This is a genomic window from Spirosoma oryzicola (assembly GCF_021233055.1).
In the GTDB taxonomy this organism is placed as follows: Bacteria; Bacteroidota; Bacteroidia; order Cytophagales; family Spirosomataceae; genus Spirosoma; species Spirosoma oryzicola.
The window spans coordinates 196356-213830 of record NZ_CP089538.1 but is presented as its reverse complement, the minus strand read 5'-3'; the positions used below and the strand labels follow the sequence as shown (position 1 = coordinate 213830).

At 51.0% G+C, this 17475-nt stretch carries 13 protein-coding genes; 7 read left to right on the top strand and 6 right to left on the bottom strand.

Annotated features, from left to right (window positions below):
- Positions 1-25: 25 nt before the first annotated feature.
- On the bottom strand, positions 26-3496 hold the full coding sequence (locus LQ777_RS00825) for a DUF1553 domain-containing protein (protein WP_232560625.1): 3471 nt from the start codon (positions 3494-3496) through the stop codon (positions 26-28).
- Between the two features lie 325 nt (positions 3497-3821).
- Here LQ777_RS00825 and LQ777_RS00820 point away from each other — a divergent pair, with 325 nt between their 5' ends.
- The 7 genes from LQ777_RS00820 (at position 3822) to LQ777_RS00790 (ending at position 12482) form a co-directional block, all read left to right on the top strand.
- A complete protein-coding gene (locus tag LQ777_RS00820) occupies positions 3822-5081 on the top strand; it encodes an efflux RND transporter periplasmic adaptor subunit (RefSeq protein WP_232560624.1) in 1260 nt (419 codons plus the stop codon).
- A 71-nt stretch (positions 5082-5152) separates the two neighbouring features.
- Positions 5153-6586, top strand: coding sequence for a TolC family protein (locus LQ777_RS00815; RefSeq protein ID WP_232562777.1), 1434 nt, complete (start codon positions 5153-5155; stop codon positions 6584-6586).
- A 15-nt stretch (positions 6587-6601) separates the two neighbouring features.
- Positions 6602-7291: an ABC transporter ATP-binding protein gene (locus LQ777_RS00810; protein WP_232560623.1), complete on the top strand. Its 690-nt coding sequence runs from the start codon at positions 6602-6604 to the stop codon at positions 7289-7291.
- A 4-nt stretch (positions 7292-7295) separates the two neighbouring features.
- Complete coding sequence (locus tag LQ777_RS00805; RefSeq protein WP_232560622.1) at positions 7296-8543, top strand: ABC transporter permease; 1248 nt, start codon at positions 7296-7298, stop codon at positions 8541-8543.
- Positions 8544-8623: 80 nt separating this feature from the next.
- The gene (locus LQ777_RS00800) at positions 8624-9778 is read left to right on the top strand and encodes an ABC transporter permease (RefSeq protein WP_232560621.1); all 1155 of its coding nucleotides are present in this window, start codon (positions 8624-8626) and stop codon (positions 9776-9778) included.
- Between the two features lie 56 nt (positions 9779-9834).
- On the top strand, positions 9835-11205 hold the full coding sequence (locus LQ777_RS00795) for a sigma-54-dependent transcriptional regulator (RefSeq protein WP_232560620.1): 1371 nt from the start codon (positions 9835-9837) through the stop codon (positions 11203-11205).
- On the top strand, positions 11202-12482 hold the full coding sequence (locus tag LQ777_RS00790; RefSeq protein WP_232560619.1) for a sensor histidine kinase: 1281 nt from the start codon (positions 11202-11204) through the stop codon (positions 12480-12482). The genes LQ777_RS00795 and LQ777_RS00790 overlap by 4 nt, the downstream gene beginning before the upstream one ends.
- 12 nt (positions 12483-12494) lie before the next feature.
- Here LQ777_RS00790 and LQ777_RS00785 read toward each other — a convergent pair whose 3' ends face one another.
- From LQ777_RS00785 to LQ777_RS00765, 5 genes are all read right to left on the bottom strand, one after another.
- Positions 12495-14018 carry a c-type cytochrome domain-containing protein gene (locus tag LQ777_RS00785; RefSeq protein WP_232560618.1) on the bottom strand — a complete coding sequence of 508 codons (1524 nt, stop codon included), beginning with the start codon at positions 14016-14018 and terminating at the stop codon, positions 12495-12497.
- 230 nt (positions 14019-14248) lie between these two features.
- Positions 14249-14731: a GAF domain-containing protein gene (locus LQ777_RS00780; protein WP_232560617.1), complete on the bottom strand. Its 483-nt coding sequence runs from the start codon at positions 14729-14731 to the stop codon at positions 14249-14251.
- A 9-nt stretch (positions 14732-14740) separates the two neighbouring features.
- Entirely contained in the window at positions 14741-15247 is a 507-nt protein-coding gene (locus tag LQ777_RS00775) for a hypothetical protein (RefSeq protein WP_232560616.1), read from the bottom strand.
- 63 nt (positions 15248-15310) lie between these two features.
- Complete coding sequence (gene mreC / locus LQ777_RS00770) at positions 15311-16147, bottom strand: rod shape-determining protein MreC (RefSeq protein WP_232560615.1); 837 nt, start codon at positions 16145-16147, stop codon at positions 15311-15313.
- A gap of 127 nt (positions 16148-16274) precedes the next feature.
- Positions 16275-17300, bottom strand: coding sequence for a rod shape-determining protein (locus tag LQ777_RS00765; RefSeq protein ID WP_077923646.1), 1026 nt, complete (start codon positions 17298-17300; stop codon positions 16275-16277).
- Between the last annotated feature and the right edge of the window lie 175 nt (positions 17301-17475).

The window sequence follows — 17475 nt, the reverse complement described above, 5'->3', positions numbered from 1 at the left end:
GGCGGCCCCGCCAACGCCACTTCCATTAGCGCTTGATGATCGCTTCGTCGAAATTCATGATTGTGCTTGTCACCACGGTCCAGGCAGCAAGCTCCGCCGAATCTAGTGTTTTGTCAACCGGGTACTCGCCTACGGTTAACAGTTCCGTCGCTCGCTTAGGGCTTTTTCGAAAATCGGCCAGCTCTTCCGCGTAAAGCTGCTTCATCAGGGTTACTTCCATCGGTCGGGCCGGACGGCTAATAACGGCTTTGAAGATTCGGTTAATTAATTCGCCATCATCGCGTGTGCCTGCCCCCTTTACCCGCTGCGCCAGTACTCTGGCCGCTTCAACAAACTGCGGGTCGTTAAGGGTGACGAGTGCCTGTAATGGGGTACTCGTTTTCTGCCGTTTGACAATACAGGTATGCCGCTCGGCAGCGTCGAAATTAAGCATCATCGGCGGGGGCGAACTCCGTTTCCAGATCGTGTACATCGAGCGTCGGTATAGACTATCGCCGTGGTTTTGCTCGTATTTTACCGCGTTGCGCGTTGCCAGTGCTTCCCAGATACCTGCCGGCTGATACGGTCGGACACTCGGCCCACCAATCCGTTGGTTCAATAACCCACTAGCTGCCAATGCATTGTCACGTACCTGCTCCGCCGACATCCGATAACTTGGTCCACGGCTCAGGAACGTATTTTCGGGATCGGCTTCCCGCTCCTTTTCCGAAACCCGCGACGATTGCCGATAGGTTGCCGACATGACGATCATCTTGTGTAAGGCTTTTATGTTCCATGGAGAGCCGGGCGCCCCGGTTCCTTCCCGAAACCGAACGGCCAGGTAATCCAGCAATTCGGGGTGACTTGGTAACGCGCCCTGATTACCAAAATCATCGCTGTTTTTGGCTAATCCCTGCCCGAAATATTGTTGCCACACCCGATTAACCATCACCCGACTAAACAACGGATTGTCGGACAACAGCAACCATTTTGCCAAACCAAGCCGGTTTTTAGGAAGATCGTCTGGGATTGGGCTCAAACTGTGCAGCACAGCAGGTTTAACAACTTCACCTGGTGCATCGTAAGCGCCACGCTTCAGCAAACGCGTTTCGCGGGGAGTTGGTCGCTCCTGCATCACCATGACCTGATCAGAATTGGTGTAAAGCATGAGTTGCTCACCCCGTAAGGTCATGGCTTTAGCGTACTCATCGCGATAGATCGGGTCCTGCGTTGTCACGTAGTACGTATACAAACCCGCTCGTTGCGCGGGCGTACGTTTAGACGCGGGCGTTTGCAGAGCCGCGTTGAGCGCATCCAACTGTCCGGCCAGTTTAGGCATTTCCAATGCCGTCAGGCAACGGTCGTAGATGCGCAATTCGTCAACAGCAAAGTCTTTGTAGAAATTGTCGTGCATCCGACCCACGTAAAACGCGTGTTGCGCCCAATGCGTTTTATCCTTGCCGTACACCATGCTGTGAACCAAGTTGTCGGTAACCACTTTAGTCCGCATAGGCTTACCGTTCAGGTACAGCGTCAGCCCGTTGGCGCGTCCCATGCCATTGTAGGTAAACGCGACCTGAAACCACTGGTGAGCGGGTACTTTATCGACTGATTCGATGTCAATGGCATTCGCAGGCCAGACGTGGTTGAACGTGAGTTTCAATCGACCGTCGGCCAGAAGATCAAGTTGGTAGCCGCGCTGCCCGTCCATCGGTCCGGTTGTGCGCCCCAAAAGCGTAAGGGCCATGTTTGGTTTAGCCAGATTAAACCAGCTACTCACCGAAAACGGCTGATTCTGTTCGAAAGCACCAAAATCACGGGGTAGTTCGATGTAACTATCTCCGGGCAGGAATCGCGCCTTACCGAACCGTCCGGGAACGGCGTAAGGCACCTTGTCGGGATCGCCACCCAGCCGTGCCGGAATCGTGTCGTTCACCGAGTTGGCAAACGCATTGCGCGGATCTTTCCAAAGCTCTTCTTTCGTTTTCCGCTTGGCAACGGGTTTCGGTTCAGGCTTCTTAATCTCCGGTTTCTTTGTTTTCGACTTGGCGTCCTCTTCTTTTTTCCGCTTCGCATCCTCCAGCTTTTTCGCTTCGTTCTGCGCTTTCACAAACGCGCTTACATCGGCCCGGTCGGCCTCGTCGAAGGTGTAATGGGCCAACAATCCCGAATCCGTTGACGATAGGTTTTGCTGCGAATCGTTGGCAAGCCATTGCGTAAACCGTTGCTGGTAATCCGGGCGATTGGGATTTAGCTTTTGCTCAATGGGCTTGAGCTTTTCGCGAATGAACTTTAATTTTGCTTCGGTCTCGGGCTTGGTAAGCGTAATGGTCGGAGCGGCCTCGCCATTATAAGGAATCTGCCCGCGCTCATTGTTGCTGTTAAAAAACGCAAACAAGGAAAAGTAATCCTTCTGACTGATCGGATCGTATTTATGATCGTGACAGCGGGCGCATTCGACGGTCAGGCCCAGCATGGCTTTCCCAAACGTATTGGTCCGGTCGGCTACGTATTCGACGCGATATTCCTCATCAACGATACCACCCTCCTGGCTTTGCTGGTGATTGCGATTAAAAGCCGTTGCAATGAGCTGATCCCGGTTTGACTTAGGCAGTAAATCACCGGCTAGCTGCCAGGTGACGAACCGATCAAACGACAAATTGCGGTTGTAAGCCCGAATCACCCAATCGCGGTAAGGCCACGCTGTTCGCAAACCGTCGTCCTGGTAGCCGTGCGTATCGGCATACCGGGCCACGTCGAGCCACTCAGCCGCCTGCCGTTCGCCGTAGTGCGGGCTGTTGAGCAACCGATTTACTACTTTCTCGTACGCATTCGGGGACTTATCCGCCAGAAACGCGTCAATCTCGGCCGGTGTTGGTGGTAAGCCCGTCAGGTCCAGACTTACGCGACGAAGAAGCGTTGTTTTATCGGCCTCGGGTGCGTGGTTTAGTTGCTTAGCTTTCAGTTTAGCCAGAACAAATCGATCAATGTCGTTCTTGACCCATTTATCGTCACCGACCTTGGGAACTTCGGGCGTGGTCGGCGCAATCAGCGACCAGTGCTGCTTATACTCAGCCCCCTGTTCGACCCAACGTAGCAATATTGCCTTTTCTTCCGCGCTGAGCGTCAGATTCGACTGGGGCGTAGGCATCACTTCGTCCGGATCAGTGGTGATGATGCGACGCGCAAATTCACTTTTGGCCAGATTACCCGGCACGATAGCCGTATGACCGCTTTTGGCTAACGCTTCATAAGCTCCTTCGGGCGTGTCGAGTCGCAGCCCCGCCTGCTGTTTGGCTTTGTCGGGACCGTGACAGGCAAAGCATCGATCGGACAGAATTGGCTTGACGTGCAGGTTATAATCGACTTTTTCCGGCAAAAAGGCTTCGGCGGCAATAACGTCGGCAGGCTTCTCAACCACTTTTTGACAAGCCGTAAGCCAAACGGACATGGTGAACAGACTGGCCGTTGTACCAAGTAAAACACGTCGAAACCGTATGTCGGACCAAATTGGCATGCAACCAGTTAAGTTGAGTATACGCTAAATTACAAATTTACGAACTCCACGAACCTTCAAACAGTACTATTTTACCCGGTTACCGTTCTATTTTAACGCCCGTCCAGAGTGAAACACCTAACAAGAACGAAACGTTGCCAGCCATTACAGGTATCCTGTATCACTCCGTGCTCCGTCTTGGGCTTCGCTACTTAGTGCACAACCGCACCGATTGTGCGATTTCGCACATATTTCGTTCCCAACAAAACCATAAACACCTCAATTTCAACATTTTATTCGTGGCATGCCATTTGGAAAGTATAGTGCATAACGACACTTACCAATCATGGACCGTGAATTAGCACCCGAACTTGTTGCCCAAACCCGCCGAAAAAGCTGGTTGATTGGCACAGCCTTATGTATTGGGTTGATTGCTGGGATTCTCTGGTTTAAGACGCTGCTAAACACATCAGTCGAAGCAAGCAAAATCAGGACGGCAGTTGCCCAGACCGGTTTTGTGGAGAATACCATCACCGCTACGGGAGAAGTCATCCCTGCTTATGAGCAAATCATCACCAGCCCCATCCGCGCCAGTATCCGTCGGGTCCTGCTAACGCCCGGAACGCGCGTCCGGCCAGGTCAGCCCATCCTGGAACTGGACAAATCACTGACCCAGATTGAATACGAAAAAATTGCTGACCAACTCGCATTAAAACAAAACAGCATCGAGCAACTTCGGCTAAAGTTAAACAAGAACTTATTCGATGCGGATGTCAACGACCAGATCAAATCGCTGTCTATCAACAAACTTAAAGCCGAACTAAACGATGCAAAACGATTACTGAAAGTAGGTGGCCAGACGCCGGAAGACGTTACCCGCGCGGAGAATCTGTTGCAAATTGCTCAACTGGAAAAGAGGCAGCTTGAGAATGACTTGACCTACAATCGTCAGTCGATGAGCGCCAGCCTGAAAGAGTCGGAATTACAGGCGCAGATCGAAGCCACCAACCTGAAAGTATTGGCGCACAAGCTCAAACAGGCGGATATTTTAACCGACCGGGCGGGCGTGCTGACGTGGGTAAACGAGCACATCGGTTCAGCCGTGAGCGAAGGCGAAATGCTGGCCCGGCTAGCCGATTTGGGCAGCTTCCGGGTTGAAGGTTCCTGCTCCGATGTATATGCCGAACAGCTAAAATCAGGCTTACCGGTCATTGTAAAAATAAATGAAACGTCCATACGCGGTCAGATCGTCCAGGTCAAACCAGCCGTTCAGAACGGCGTTATCCAGTTTGCAGTTGATCTGGATGATAATCGTCACACGTCGCTCCGGCCTAATCAGAAAGTAGAAGTCTTTATCGTCACCAATCGCGTGGCGAAATCCGTTCGCGTCGCCAACGGCCCCGCCTTTAAAGGCAAACGCAAGCAGTTTATCTACGTGATGACCAGCCCTACCGTGGCGACGCGTCGCGAAATAGAGGTCGGTTTGTCCAACTTCGATTGGGTTGAGATCAAAAGTGGTTTGCAACCCGGCGATCAGGTTATTTTAACCGATTTAAGCGAATTCGCGCATTTGGAACAGCTCACGATTGATCCTAAAAAGCCCTGACGATGAAGACGACGACTAGTCAGGCAGGCCAACGGATCGGTTCACTGACGAAATGGGTGGTAGGTTGCTCCATGCTTCTAATCCTGCAACTATCCACGACGCAAGCACAAAAGTTTACGCTGAACGACGTTATTCAGCTGGCTCGTGACCAGTCGATCGCCGGTAAACAGGCGGCTACCCTGCGAAAAACGAACTACTGGAAATACCGAACGTTTCTGTCCGATTTTAAACCGCAGTTGAGCCTTGATGGATCGTTGCCCAGCTTTACCCGTTCGTTTGTGCAGGTCACTCAGCCCGACGGTACGATTGCGTTTCAACCCGTTTCGAACAATAACTCGATTCTGAACCTGTCCCTGAGCCAGAACATTCCTTTGACGGGTGGCTCTATCTTCGTCCAGCAGCAACTTCAGCGGTTCGACAATTTTCTGAACAACACGACGCTTTACAACGGTATTCCTTTTGCCATCGGCTTAACGCAACCGCTGTTTCGCTTCAATCAGATGAAGTGGGATCGCCGAACCGAACCATTGCGCTACGCCGAAAGTAACCAGCAATACATCGAAGCCCTGGAACAGGTTGCCGTTGATGCGACGAGTCTCTATTTTGACTTACTGGTTGCGCAGGTAAACCTTCAGATTGCCGAAACCAACCGCGCTAACAATGACACGCTTTACAAGATAGCCGTTCACAAGCTGGACCTGGGCAAGATTTCGCAGAACGATCTGCTTCAATTGCAACTAAGCGTATTGAACGCCAAAAAAGATCTGGCATCGGCTCGTCAGACGGCAGAAGTAGCCTCGCTAAAGCTACGATCGTATTTGAATACAAACGACGCCAATTCAGGCCGACCGCAGCCCTTCGAACTGGTTGTACCGACTCAGCTAACGGAATTTCCGGTCGATATCAGCAAGGCACTAACCGAAGCGTTTGCGAATCGCTCGGCGTCGATTGGCTTCCGTCGGCAATTGCTCGAAGCCGAACGCGATACGGAAAAGGCAAGAAAAGAAAATGGACTGAATGCTACGCTAAACGCAGAATTCGGCTTGTCGAACCGGGGTACTCAACCGAGCGACGTGTACGTGCGTCCGCAGGACCGCGAGTTTTTGGAAGTTCGCTTTGTACTACCCATCATGACGTGGGGACGAGCCAAAGCCCGGACAGAAACCGCACTGGCGAACCAACAGCTAATCGTACAGACCGTCGAGCAGAACAAGCGCGTATTCGAGCAGCAGATCTACACGCAGGTAACGCTGCTGGACATGCTTCGCCAGCAGGTCAAACTCACTGCCGAGGCCGACCAGATCGCCCAGAATCGCTATCAGATTGCCCAGGACCGGTTTAAGTTAAGTAACCTGAGCGTTACGGATCTGGGTATTGCCATCCAGGATAAAGACCGTGCCCGCCGGGATGCCATTCTGGCGCTTCGCGACTACTGGCAGGCATTCTATTCACTTCGTCTGCTGACGTTGTACGACTTTGAAACGAATCATAAAATCACGTATTAACCACCCTCGATCGACATGATTACCCTCAAAAACATCGAAAAAGTGTACCGCACCAGCAGCATCGAGACGCTGGCGCTGACAAACATTAACCTTGACATCCGAACCGGAGAATTCCTATCTATTATGGGACCCAGCGGCTGTGGCAAATCGACGCTAATGAACCTTATGGGCCTGCTCGACGAACCCAGCAAAGGCAGTGTGGAGATTGGCGGCCAGGCCGTAACCCATTACCGGGACAAAGAACTGGCCCGGCTTCGGAACCAGAAAATCGGTTTTATTTTTCAAAGCTTCCACCTGATCAACGACCTGTCGGTGCTCGATAACGTCGAGATTCCGCTACTTTACCGCAAAGGTGACACAACGGGTGCATCGCGCCGGGAGATGGCGAAGCAGGCGCTCGAACGCGTTGGTCTGAGCAACCGCATGAAACATTTCCCGAATCAACTGTCAGGTGGTCAGAAACAGCGGGTGGCGATTGCACGAGCCATCGTAGGCCGACCCGATATTATTCTCGCCGATGAACCGACGGGCAATCTGGACAGCGCGATGGGCAACGAAATCATGGCGATTCTTCAACAGCTCAACGCTGAGGGCAGCACGATTGTGATGGTTACGCACGACGAATCGATGGCAAAGAAAACGCATCGTTTAGTGCGGCTTTTCGATGGGTCAATGGTTGGCGATTCGGTACTTCAAACGGTTTAATGCCATGCTGATAAACTACATAAAAATCGCCTGGAAGGTATTGCTTCGGCATCCGTTCTACACTTTCATTACGCTCTTTGGTATCAGCCTGACCCTCACGGTATTGATGGTACTAACCTCCTTTCTGGATCATCTGTTTAGCAGTCATTATCCTGAGACAAACCGGGACCGCTCGCTCTACATCATGTTGATGGTTCAGCGCGACTCGGCTCGAAGCGGAAGAAGTTCGGGACCGATGAGTTTTCAGTTTCTGAACAAGTACGCTAAAACGCTAAAAACGCCCGAGCGGGTCAGTATCTTTTCCGCCTTCAATAGCTCTAATGCGTACGTGGGTTCGCAGCGCATCAAGCTGAACACCAAATTTACCGACGCCGATTTCTGGCGGGTCATGGACTTCGATTTTCTGGAAGGCAAACCGTACAGTGAGCAGAACATTACCAATGGGGATTACGTGGCGGTTATTACGGACGACTTCAGGAAACAGTACTTTCCCGATGCGACGGAATCGGCGGTTGGCAAAGACGTTGAAATCGAAAACATTCATTACAAAGTCATCGGTGTTGTAAAAGGCAGTCCCGTTACACGCCCAATCACGTACGCCGACGTTTATTTTCCGTACACAGCTCCCAAGAGCAACTACCAGCGAAGCGATATGCGGGGCGGTTTCATGAGTATTTTGCTGGCCAAGAATAAATCAGATCTAAAGGCCATAAACGATGAATTTCAGGACCGCATCAATCAGATACCGTTACCAATTGTCGAAAACGACAATAAGTATACCTATCTGGAAGTAAAATCAGAGCCGTACGCGGCCAATTTCATCGGTCAAATTCTGGACGGTGGCCCTGGGCTCAAAGCCATTCTGTTTGGGGCTCTTGCCTTCATTCTGTTTATGCTGCTGGGATTACCAGCTCTCAATCTGGTTAACGTCAACGTCAGTCGGATCATGGAACGAGCGTCGGAAATTGGCATCCGGAAAGCTTTCGGTGCACCCATTCAGACGCTGGTCTGGCAGTTTATAGTCGAAAATATTTTCATCACGCTGATCGGGGGCGCTATTGCCCTATTGCTGACCTCCGGTATCATTTATTTTATCAACAGCAGTGGCTGGATTGCCTACGCCGATCTAACCATCAACCTAAGCGTGTTCCTGATCAGCATCTTCGTGTGTTTAATTTTCGGATTTCTATCGGGTGTATTGCCCGCCCTTCGCATGTCCCGCTTATCGATCGCAGACGCCTTAAAATCGTAAACAGCGATGGAATGAATCCGTGACCGTAAATCGCCTTTCGGTTTCCGCCCGTTCATTCCTACGCCTTTTCCCTTTCTACTATGATCTCTCATCTCTTTAGACTTATCTGGAATAAGAAAAAGGCCCATACGCTGCTGATCGTCGAGATCTGGGCTTCGTTTATGGTCTTGTTTGGCCTGGCCACCCTCATTGTGGTGAATGTCGGGAATTACCGGGAGCCGCTGGGGTTTGCCTACGAAAACGTGTGGGCCATCGACCTGAACAACAACCAGGATACAACGGAAGTGGCCAATAAACTGGGGCGGATTGTACAGCAACTGAAAACGTATCCAGAAGTAGAATCGGTTTCGCGCATGAGCAGCAACTTTCCGTTTTCGGCAAACCAGATGAACGACGGCGTTGAATACAACAAGCGGAACGTAGTGTCTGACCGTTACGTAACGGACGAGAATTTCGCCCAAACGCTTGGCATCTCCGTAACGGACGGCAAATGGTATCGTAATGCTGACAGCGTCGGTAAATATCGACCAATGGTTATCAACGAGAAAGCCAAAGAAGAACTCTTCGGTAACGAAAACGCCCTAGGAAAAATAGTTAGCGACAAGTTCAGAGTAGTTGGCGTTATGGACAATTTCAAGGCAAAGGGGGAATTCATGACGAATAAACCTGCCGTTTTTGAGCTAATGGAAGCCAAGAATTCCTGGTCCAACATCGTACTCATCAAAGTAAAGCCCGGAACGGATGCGGTCTTCGAAGCCAACGTGGTAAAGAATATTGCAACGATGGTAAAAGGATGGAGCGTGGAAGTCAACTACCTGACCGACTCCCGAAAAAACCAACATAATCTGGTATTGGTCCCGGTTATCATAGCCGCCATTGTGTCGGGTTTTCTGCTGATCAATGTAGCGCTTGGCTTGTTCGGCGTACTAAATCTAAGTATTGCCAAACGTCGGGGCGAAATCGGATTGCGTCGGGCGATCGGGGCGACAGGCAGCGGTATCTCGACCCAGTTTATCGGTGAAATCTGGGTACTGGCGACATTCGCCATGCTGATCGGGCTACTTTTTGCCGTTCAGTTTCCGTTGCTGAACGTTTTCGATTTAGCATCGGGGACGTACATGACAGCTATTGGCATTGCAGTACTCATCATCTACGGAATTGTTACCCTATGCGCTCTATTTCCCAGCCGACAGGCCGCCCTCATTCAACCAGCGACGGCCCTTCACGAGGAATAGTTGCACGAGCCTTGTAGAGTTTTCAAACTTTATAAGGCTATTTTTGCCTTGAGCTCATGCTTCTGATTATTGACGACGATATAGCGGTTCAAACGTCGCTTTCCCTGCTGTTCAGGAAAGAAGGATTTGCCGTGCGTATTGCCGACGGCCCCTTCGAGACCTTCGAAATTTTAGGCGAAGAAACACCGGAGCTGATTCTGCTGGACATGAATTTTTCGGTAGATACGTCCGGTGATGATGGGCTACGGCTGTTGCGTCGGATTCGGGAACGGCTGCCCGATGTGCCGGTCATTCTGATTACGGGTTGGGGCAGCATCGATCTGGCCGTGGAAGGAATGAAAGCCGGTGCCCAAGATTTTATTACCAAGCCCTGGCAAAATGAGTACCTTGTTCAGTCGGTTCGTACCGCATTGAATCTGGCGAAACCGGACCTGGTATCACCCGACCGCCAACGTCTTGACGAACAGTTTTCGTTTGATAACATCGTCGGTGAAGACGCCACTCTGCTCAATGTGCTAAAAACAATTGGGCGGGTGGCTCCTACCGATGCCCCGGTACTGATTACGGGTGAGAGCGGCACGGGCAAGGAACTGATCGCGGAAGCCATTCACCAGAACAGCCGACGCAAGCGGCAGCCCTTTGTCAAAGTGAATCTGGGGGGCATCTCCTCTACGTTGTTTGAAAGTGAATTGTTCGGACATGTCCGGGGGGCTTTCACCGACGCCCGCACCGACCGGATCGGACGGTTTGAGTTGGCAAATAAAGGCAGTATCTTCCTGGACGAAATTGGTGATCTTGATCCGGCCAGTCAGGTAAAACTGCTTCGGGTGTTACAGGACCGGACTTTTGAGCCGCTGGGCAGCAGCAAGAGCCGGACGGTCGATGTACGCGTTATCTGCGCCACAAACCGGAATCTGGACGAGATGGTCGCTAAGGGCTTATTTCGCGAAGATTTACTGTACCGGATCAATCTCATTACGGTCCGCTTACCGGCACTGCGCGAACGGCCCAACGACATCCCCCGGCTGGCGACGTACTTTGTCAACAACCTGAAAACACTGTATGGGCGTCCTGGTCTTCACATAGGAAAGGAAGCCATGAACTGGCTATCAACGCTGGCGTTACCGGGCAACATTCGTCAGTTGAAAAACGTGGTCGAGCGCACGGTGCTGCTAGCGCATAGCGATAAACTGACGGTGGCTGATTTTGAACAGAATCTTAGCCAGGCTCAAACAAAGACAGTCCCCACCGTTTTGCCGCAGACAGGCACGATGACACTCGAAGAGATGGAATACCAGATGATTCAGCAGGCGATGGTGTTTCACAATAACCGGGTGACCCGAGTGGCCCGAGCGCTGGGGATCACTCGTTTTGCACTCTACCGGCGATTAGAGAAATTTGGCATTCCCTACACAACCGAGGAATGAACTTACCGCTACGCACTCGTTACCTGATTTACATCACGGCTGTTCACCTTGTGCTGCTGGCCCTGATGGGTTGGATCTTGCGGGAGAATAAAGCGTTGTTCATTGCGTCGGAAGTGTTGATTCTTATCTCGGCCTACGTTGCGGTACGTATTTACCGGGCGTTTCAGCAACCTGCCGAGTTCATCACATCGGGTATTGAAGCCATCCGCGACAAAGATTTTTCCATCAAATTTGTCCAAACGGGCAACCGAGAAGTCGATGAGTTGATTACGGTGTATAACCTCATGATCGATCAGCTTCGGCAGGAACGCACCCGGCAGGCTGAACAACAGTTTTTCCTGGATAAACTCATCGAGGCTGCCCCCATTGCCATCCTGGTCTTTGATTTCGACGACCGTATCGCGTCCATCAATCCGAGGGCTTGCCAGCTGCTGAGTGTACACCCCAATGACGTGATCGGAAAGCAGTTGGCCGATTTGGGTTATTCCCTGCTCGCCCACATTGCTGATTTGGTTGACGGCGATTCGCGCATCATGAAGCCTAACGGTATCGAAACCTACAAAGTGCTTCGGTCCAATTTTGTCGACCGTGGTTTCCGCCGTTCATTCCTGATCATTGAAGAACTCACCCCCGAGATTCTGGCTACCGAGAAAAATGCCTACAGTAAAGTTATCCGTATGATGGCGCATGAAGTGAATAACTCCATCGGTGCCGTCAATTCGATTCTGAACATAGCCGAATCCGAACTGCCGGACCCCGACCTACGAAGCGCGGTTCAGGTTGCGATTGACCGTAACGAGCGATTGAATCGGTTTATGCGTCGCTTTGCGGATGTGGTCAGGCTGCCAACGCCCCACCTTCTGCCCGGCGACGTAACCGAACTGGCTCGTAATGTTGTTCGGCTTATGCAGCCGCAGGCGGAAGCGCAGCACGTAACACTTACGCTGATAAGTTCAACTACACCGGTTACGCAGCCAATGGATGTTGGTCAGCTCGAGCAGGTGCTGGTCAATATTATCAAAAACGCCATTGAAGCCTGCAAGGCAGGACAAATAGTAGAAGTACAGGTCAAAGCGCGTCAACTGCTTGTTCGCAACAATGGCGCACCAATTTCCGACGAGATAGCCGCCAAACTGTTCAACCCTTTTTTCAGTACGCGGCCTACCGGACAGGGCATTGGTCTAACGCTTACGCGGGAGATTCTGCTGAACCATGGCTTCACCTTCTCGCTGCAAACCGAGTCCGATGGCTGGACTGTTTTCGCCATTGCCTGGTAAGCGCCGTAGCAATCAATTCTTCTTCGGTTCTTCCTGATCCGTAGCGGTCGCTTTGGCAATCGACTGGTCGTCGCTGCCCCCAATCACTTCCAGGTTCGGCATCGTTTTCTTCAGAGAAGCCAGCCCCTGCGGTGTTACTTTGGTTTGCCAGAGGTAAACGGTCTTTAGATTTTTCAACTTTGTCAATTCGTTGAGACCAGCGTCCGTCACGGCTGTACCGTACAGGTTCAGGTACTCCAGATGGGTTAATCCAGCCAGTTGTTTCAGCCCCGCATCGGTCACTTTGGTTTGTTCGAGGTGAAGCTTTTGCAGGTTTTTCAATTGAGCGATATGCGTTAATGCCGCATCGGTCACCTCAGTATCACTTACCTTCAACCATACGATCTGTTCACGCAGTGCAGGCAGCAAAGCCGCTTGTGCATCACTAAAACTCCGCGCATTAACGGCACTAACCTCCAATTGATTGTGCTCTTTGGAAAGCGGTAGTACCAACAGACCCGTTTTTTTGAGTTCGTCTACAGCTTTCGGATCAGCCGCCGGAACCGTCATGGTCAGCACCGGCGATTCGGGTGAAGGTCCCGCTAACGCAACCTGCTTCTCCGACGATTCCTTTTCTGAACTACCCTTCGCCAATCCAGCTAACACCGGACGAATCGCGTCATTAACAGCGAGGTCCGCTACTTTCTTGTCAAACGAAGCGCCCTGATCAATCCACCAGGTCAGCAGCGCGATCTGGCTATCCGTCAGTTGCGGCTTCCCTTTCGGCGGCATGTGGTTGTCGTCGGTTTCGGGCAGCAGACAAACTTTCGTCAGTTCGCTACCCTTGCTGTTCCCCGCGACGAAAACCGGACCATCTTCATAGCCTTTCTTGATCATAGCGGGGTTATCAAGGCGTAGGCCAGCCTTGGCTTTGTCGGCATTGTGACACTGAACGCAGCGCGTCTGCAAAATCGGGTTAACGATCTGCTGATACACCAGCGCCTGATTCACGTCGGAGATTGGCTCAATTTTGATTTCGTTTTGCTTCGGTGGTAAGCCCGCCAGCGTTCGAATGGGTTCAGGCGCGTACTGGGTCAGGTAGTCCGACCCGTGCGTCAGGTTGCCACCCTGATGACCAGCGGACAATAGAAACAACAGTGCTACTCCAAGCGCAGGCAGGTACATCAGTTGCGCGAAGGGAATGATACGACCCAAATTTTCCCACTTGACCGCCCAGGCAATCCACGCAAACACTGCGACGCCGATCCCTTGCCATTGATGGCTGGTCAGGGTCGCGGCATCATACCCGCCCCCCAGCGATAACAAATAACCAAACACACAGGCTAAGGTCGCGCTGACCGCCGACCAGAACAGAATAAGCGTGATGGTATGTGTGCTGACCGAATTACGGCGGATTAACCGGTCCAGTTCGAGCAGACCTGCGATAAGCAAAAAGCCAATGGGGAGGTGAACAATAAGCGGGTGGAAATGACCAAAAAACAGCGCCCAGTCAGACGGTTGCGATGCATTTGCCTGTACTAAAATCAGTTTGTTCATGGTCTTCCATCATTCCAGGCAAACCGCTGTGGTTTATCGGGTGTGCTTTTTGACGAGGACATACCCGCGCCATCACTAGCAAAAGGATACAACGCCTAAACTTTACTGCAAGCCCAAGGCGCTGTTTGCGAGCGTTTAATTCGATTCTGTCTTTCTATATAAAACAATGGGTCAACTCGTTTCAAAACGAGTTGACCCATTGTTGCACCTATTTAGTTCTAGTCGTTAGCTCACAAAGCGGTAATCAAAGCGGCAATTTGCTCTAACCCCTGCACATCGACCTCCGTAAAGTCATTAAGCTGATCACTGTCTACATCCAGGACCATAATCACCTCGCCCGTACGGTTGACGATCGGGACAACAACTTCGGATTTAGACGCCGAACTGCAAGCAATATGCCCTGGAAACTGGTCAACGTCGGGTACTAAAATCGTCTCCCGCCGGGTGTAGGCGGCTCCGCAAACGCCTTTATCGAATGCAATGCGCGTGCAGGCAATTGGTCCCTGAAAAGGTCCGAGCACAAGCTGGTTGTCTTTACTGAGGTAGAAGCCAACCCAGAAAAAGCCGAACGCTTCTTTGAGGGCAGCGGCAATATTGGCCAGGTTAGCGATCAGGTCTGGTTCGCCTTCAATCAAGGCGGCTATTTGTGGTACTAAGCTTTCGTAGACGGCTTTACGGTCGGCTGTTTGCGGAATGAAAAGTGTTTCTGCCATTTCGGTACGCTAGTTTCTTGTAAAAAACTGGATCAGCACAATGCTCACCGTCGTGAACAGCGTACTGGCAATAACCCGGATTATCGTTGGAATAAGCAATGACAGGCTGCTCGCTTCAATGAAGAACAGCGCGGTATGATGAATAAGTGCCAGAATAAACACATACCGAAAAAAAGCGCCCGCCCCCAGTTCTTTTAACGAGAATTCAATTCGGTGTTCCAGACCGGGTACGTCAATCTGCGAACGGACAATCAATGGACGGCAATAGGCCATAAGCACTGTAGCCGCTGCGTGCATACCCAGCGTGTTGTAAAACGTATCGACAATAATACCGGTGACGAAGCCAATCAGCAATAGCCAGGTCAGGCTGGTTTCGTTTGGCAGCAGCAGCACGCAGGCGATGTAAACAAAACAGAATGCGTAATCGAACAGCACCAGATTCCGCACCAGCAGGATCTGCAATACCAGGTACAACAAAAACAAAAAGACAGCGGACAGGATCTCGCGTAAAGTCACTCTAATTAACCGTTTTCTGCTTTCAGATTCTGAGGCATATTGATTTGCCCGTCAACTGAAAACTCATTTTTCCGTTTCGACTTGTTTTTCCAACTGATCCTGCTCCTGCTGCAACCGATTTTCGACCACATACACAAAGGAGAGGTTACTAAAGTTTGTTGACAACAGAAGCGTTATATCGTGGAATGTCTTGTTTGGTTGCACACCAACCGACCGAACGCGCCCCACCAGAATCCCCGGAGGAAACGTTGTGTTGTATTCGGAAGTAACCGCAGAGTCACCCTTATTAACCGTTTTCGTCAGCGAAATGTCATTGAGCTTGATCAGGTGCGGATCGACGCCATCCCATTTAGCGGTTCCAACATCACCAGCTTTCGTCAGTCGCGAGGAAACTAGATACTCGGAATGCAGGATGGACGTAACGACCGAAAAATGACGGTTACACACTTTCACCTTGCCGACTATTCCTGTTGGTGAAAGCACACCCATCCCCGGACGAATACCGTCGTCGGTTCCCTTGTCGATCGTGATATAGTTGTTGGCGAATTGCGTGGTGTTGTCAACCACCTTCGCTACGGTGTATTTGAATCGGTCGGCAAAGGCTGAATCAGCTTGGTATTCAGCAGGGGCAGCGGGTTTGCTCTGGAGTAACCGGGTCAGGCGGGTATTGAGCCGCTGGTTTTCCATAGCCAAATCGGCGTTAACCTGCCGCAATCGTGTGTACTCGTTGGCCGCATTCGACCACGCCAACACCTTTGCCGCGTATCGGTTCGAGGTGTTGAAATACGTTGCGCTCCAGTAATTGCTTGTGTTGATGATAAAATAGAAGCAAAGTACTTCCAATAGCACAAACAAAATGAAGTTTCGGCTTCGAACAAAAAAATCGACTAACTCGCCCATAGAGTAGCGAAAGCAAGTAGCCTGAACCGCTGATTCAGATAACCGAAGCCTGCATTGCCCGCGAAATTCTCCGCCACAAGCTACCCTTCGGTTACCCAAACCAGCGGTCCAGGCTACAAAACAAAGCTTAACTAATCAGTACCGACCGGTACATATCCAAATTCTTAATTACTTCGCCCGTGCCTTTTACAACGGCTTTGAGCGGATCATCGGCCACGTGAATAGGCAGCTTGGTTTTTGCACCCAGGCGCTTATCAAGTCCGTGCAGCAGCGCACCGCCCCCGGTCAGGTGAATACCATTCGTGTAAATATCCGCCGAAAGCTCCGGTGGCGAAATTTCCAGCGCCTTCATGGTAGCCTCTTCAATTTTCGAAATCGATTTATCGAGCGCGTAGGCAATCTCGCTATACGTAACCTTGATTTCTTTGGGAATACCCGTCATCAGGTCACGACCGCGAATTTCGTAGTCAGCCGGCGGGTTGTCGAGTTCGGGCAGTGCCGAGCCAACTTCCATCTTGATCTGCTCCGCCGAGCGTTCTCCAATAAGCAGGTTGTGTTCCCGGCGCATGTAGTCGACAATGTCACGCGTGAACACGTCGCCCGCAATACGGATAGACTGTTCGCAGACGATACCCGACAGCGCGATTACGGCAATTTCGGTAGTGCCCCCACCGATGTCAACGATCATCGTTCCGTTCGGCTGCGTAATGTCAATACCGATACCGATAGCAGCGGCAATTGGCTCATGCACCATGTATACTTCCTTGGCCCCGGCATGCTCAGCAGAATCTTTAACGGCCCGCTTCTCAACCTCCGTAATGCCTGATGGAATACAGATCACCATCCGGTGAGAAGGAGAGAAAAGCTTACTGCCGGTATCGATCATTTTGATCATACCCCGAATCATCAACTCGGCGGCTGTAAAGTCAGCAATCACGCCGTCTTTCAACGGACGGATAGTCTTAATATTTTCATTGGTCTTTTCGTGCATTTGCATGGCCTTGTGGCCAATAGCCAGCACTTTCCCACTGGCTTTGTCCATTGCAATAATCGAAGGCTCATCCACCACAATCCGATCCTTGTGAATAATCAAGGTATTCGCCGTGCCCAGGTCAATAGCAATGTCGCTGGTTAAAAAATTGAAAAGTCCCATTCCAGGTTATTTGTTGCGCCTTTTTACAAGTAGTGTTTTAAAAGGTCTGCAAAAATATGGATTATTCAAGACAAACAAGCCTAGTCGTTAAAAGCATTATTGTATTTTTTATATGACAATCAGAATAGTTAGCAGTTTATAGGCGTCTGTTTACAACAAAGTAAATTTAGAAACA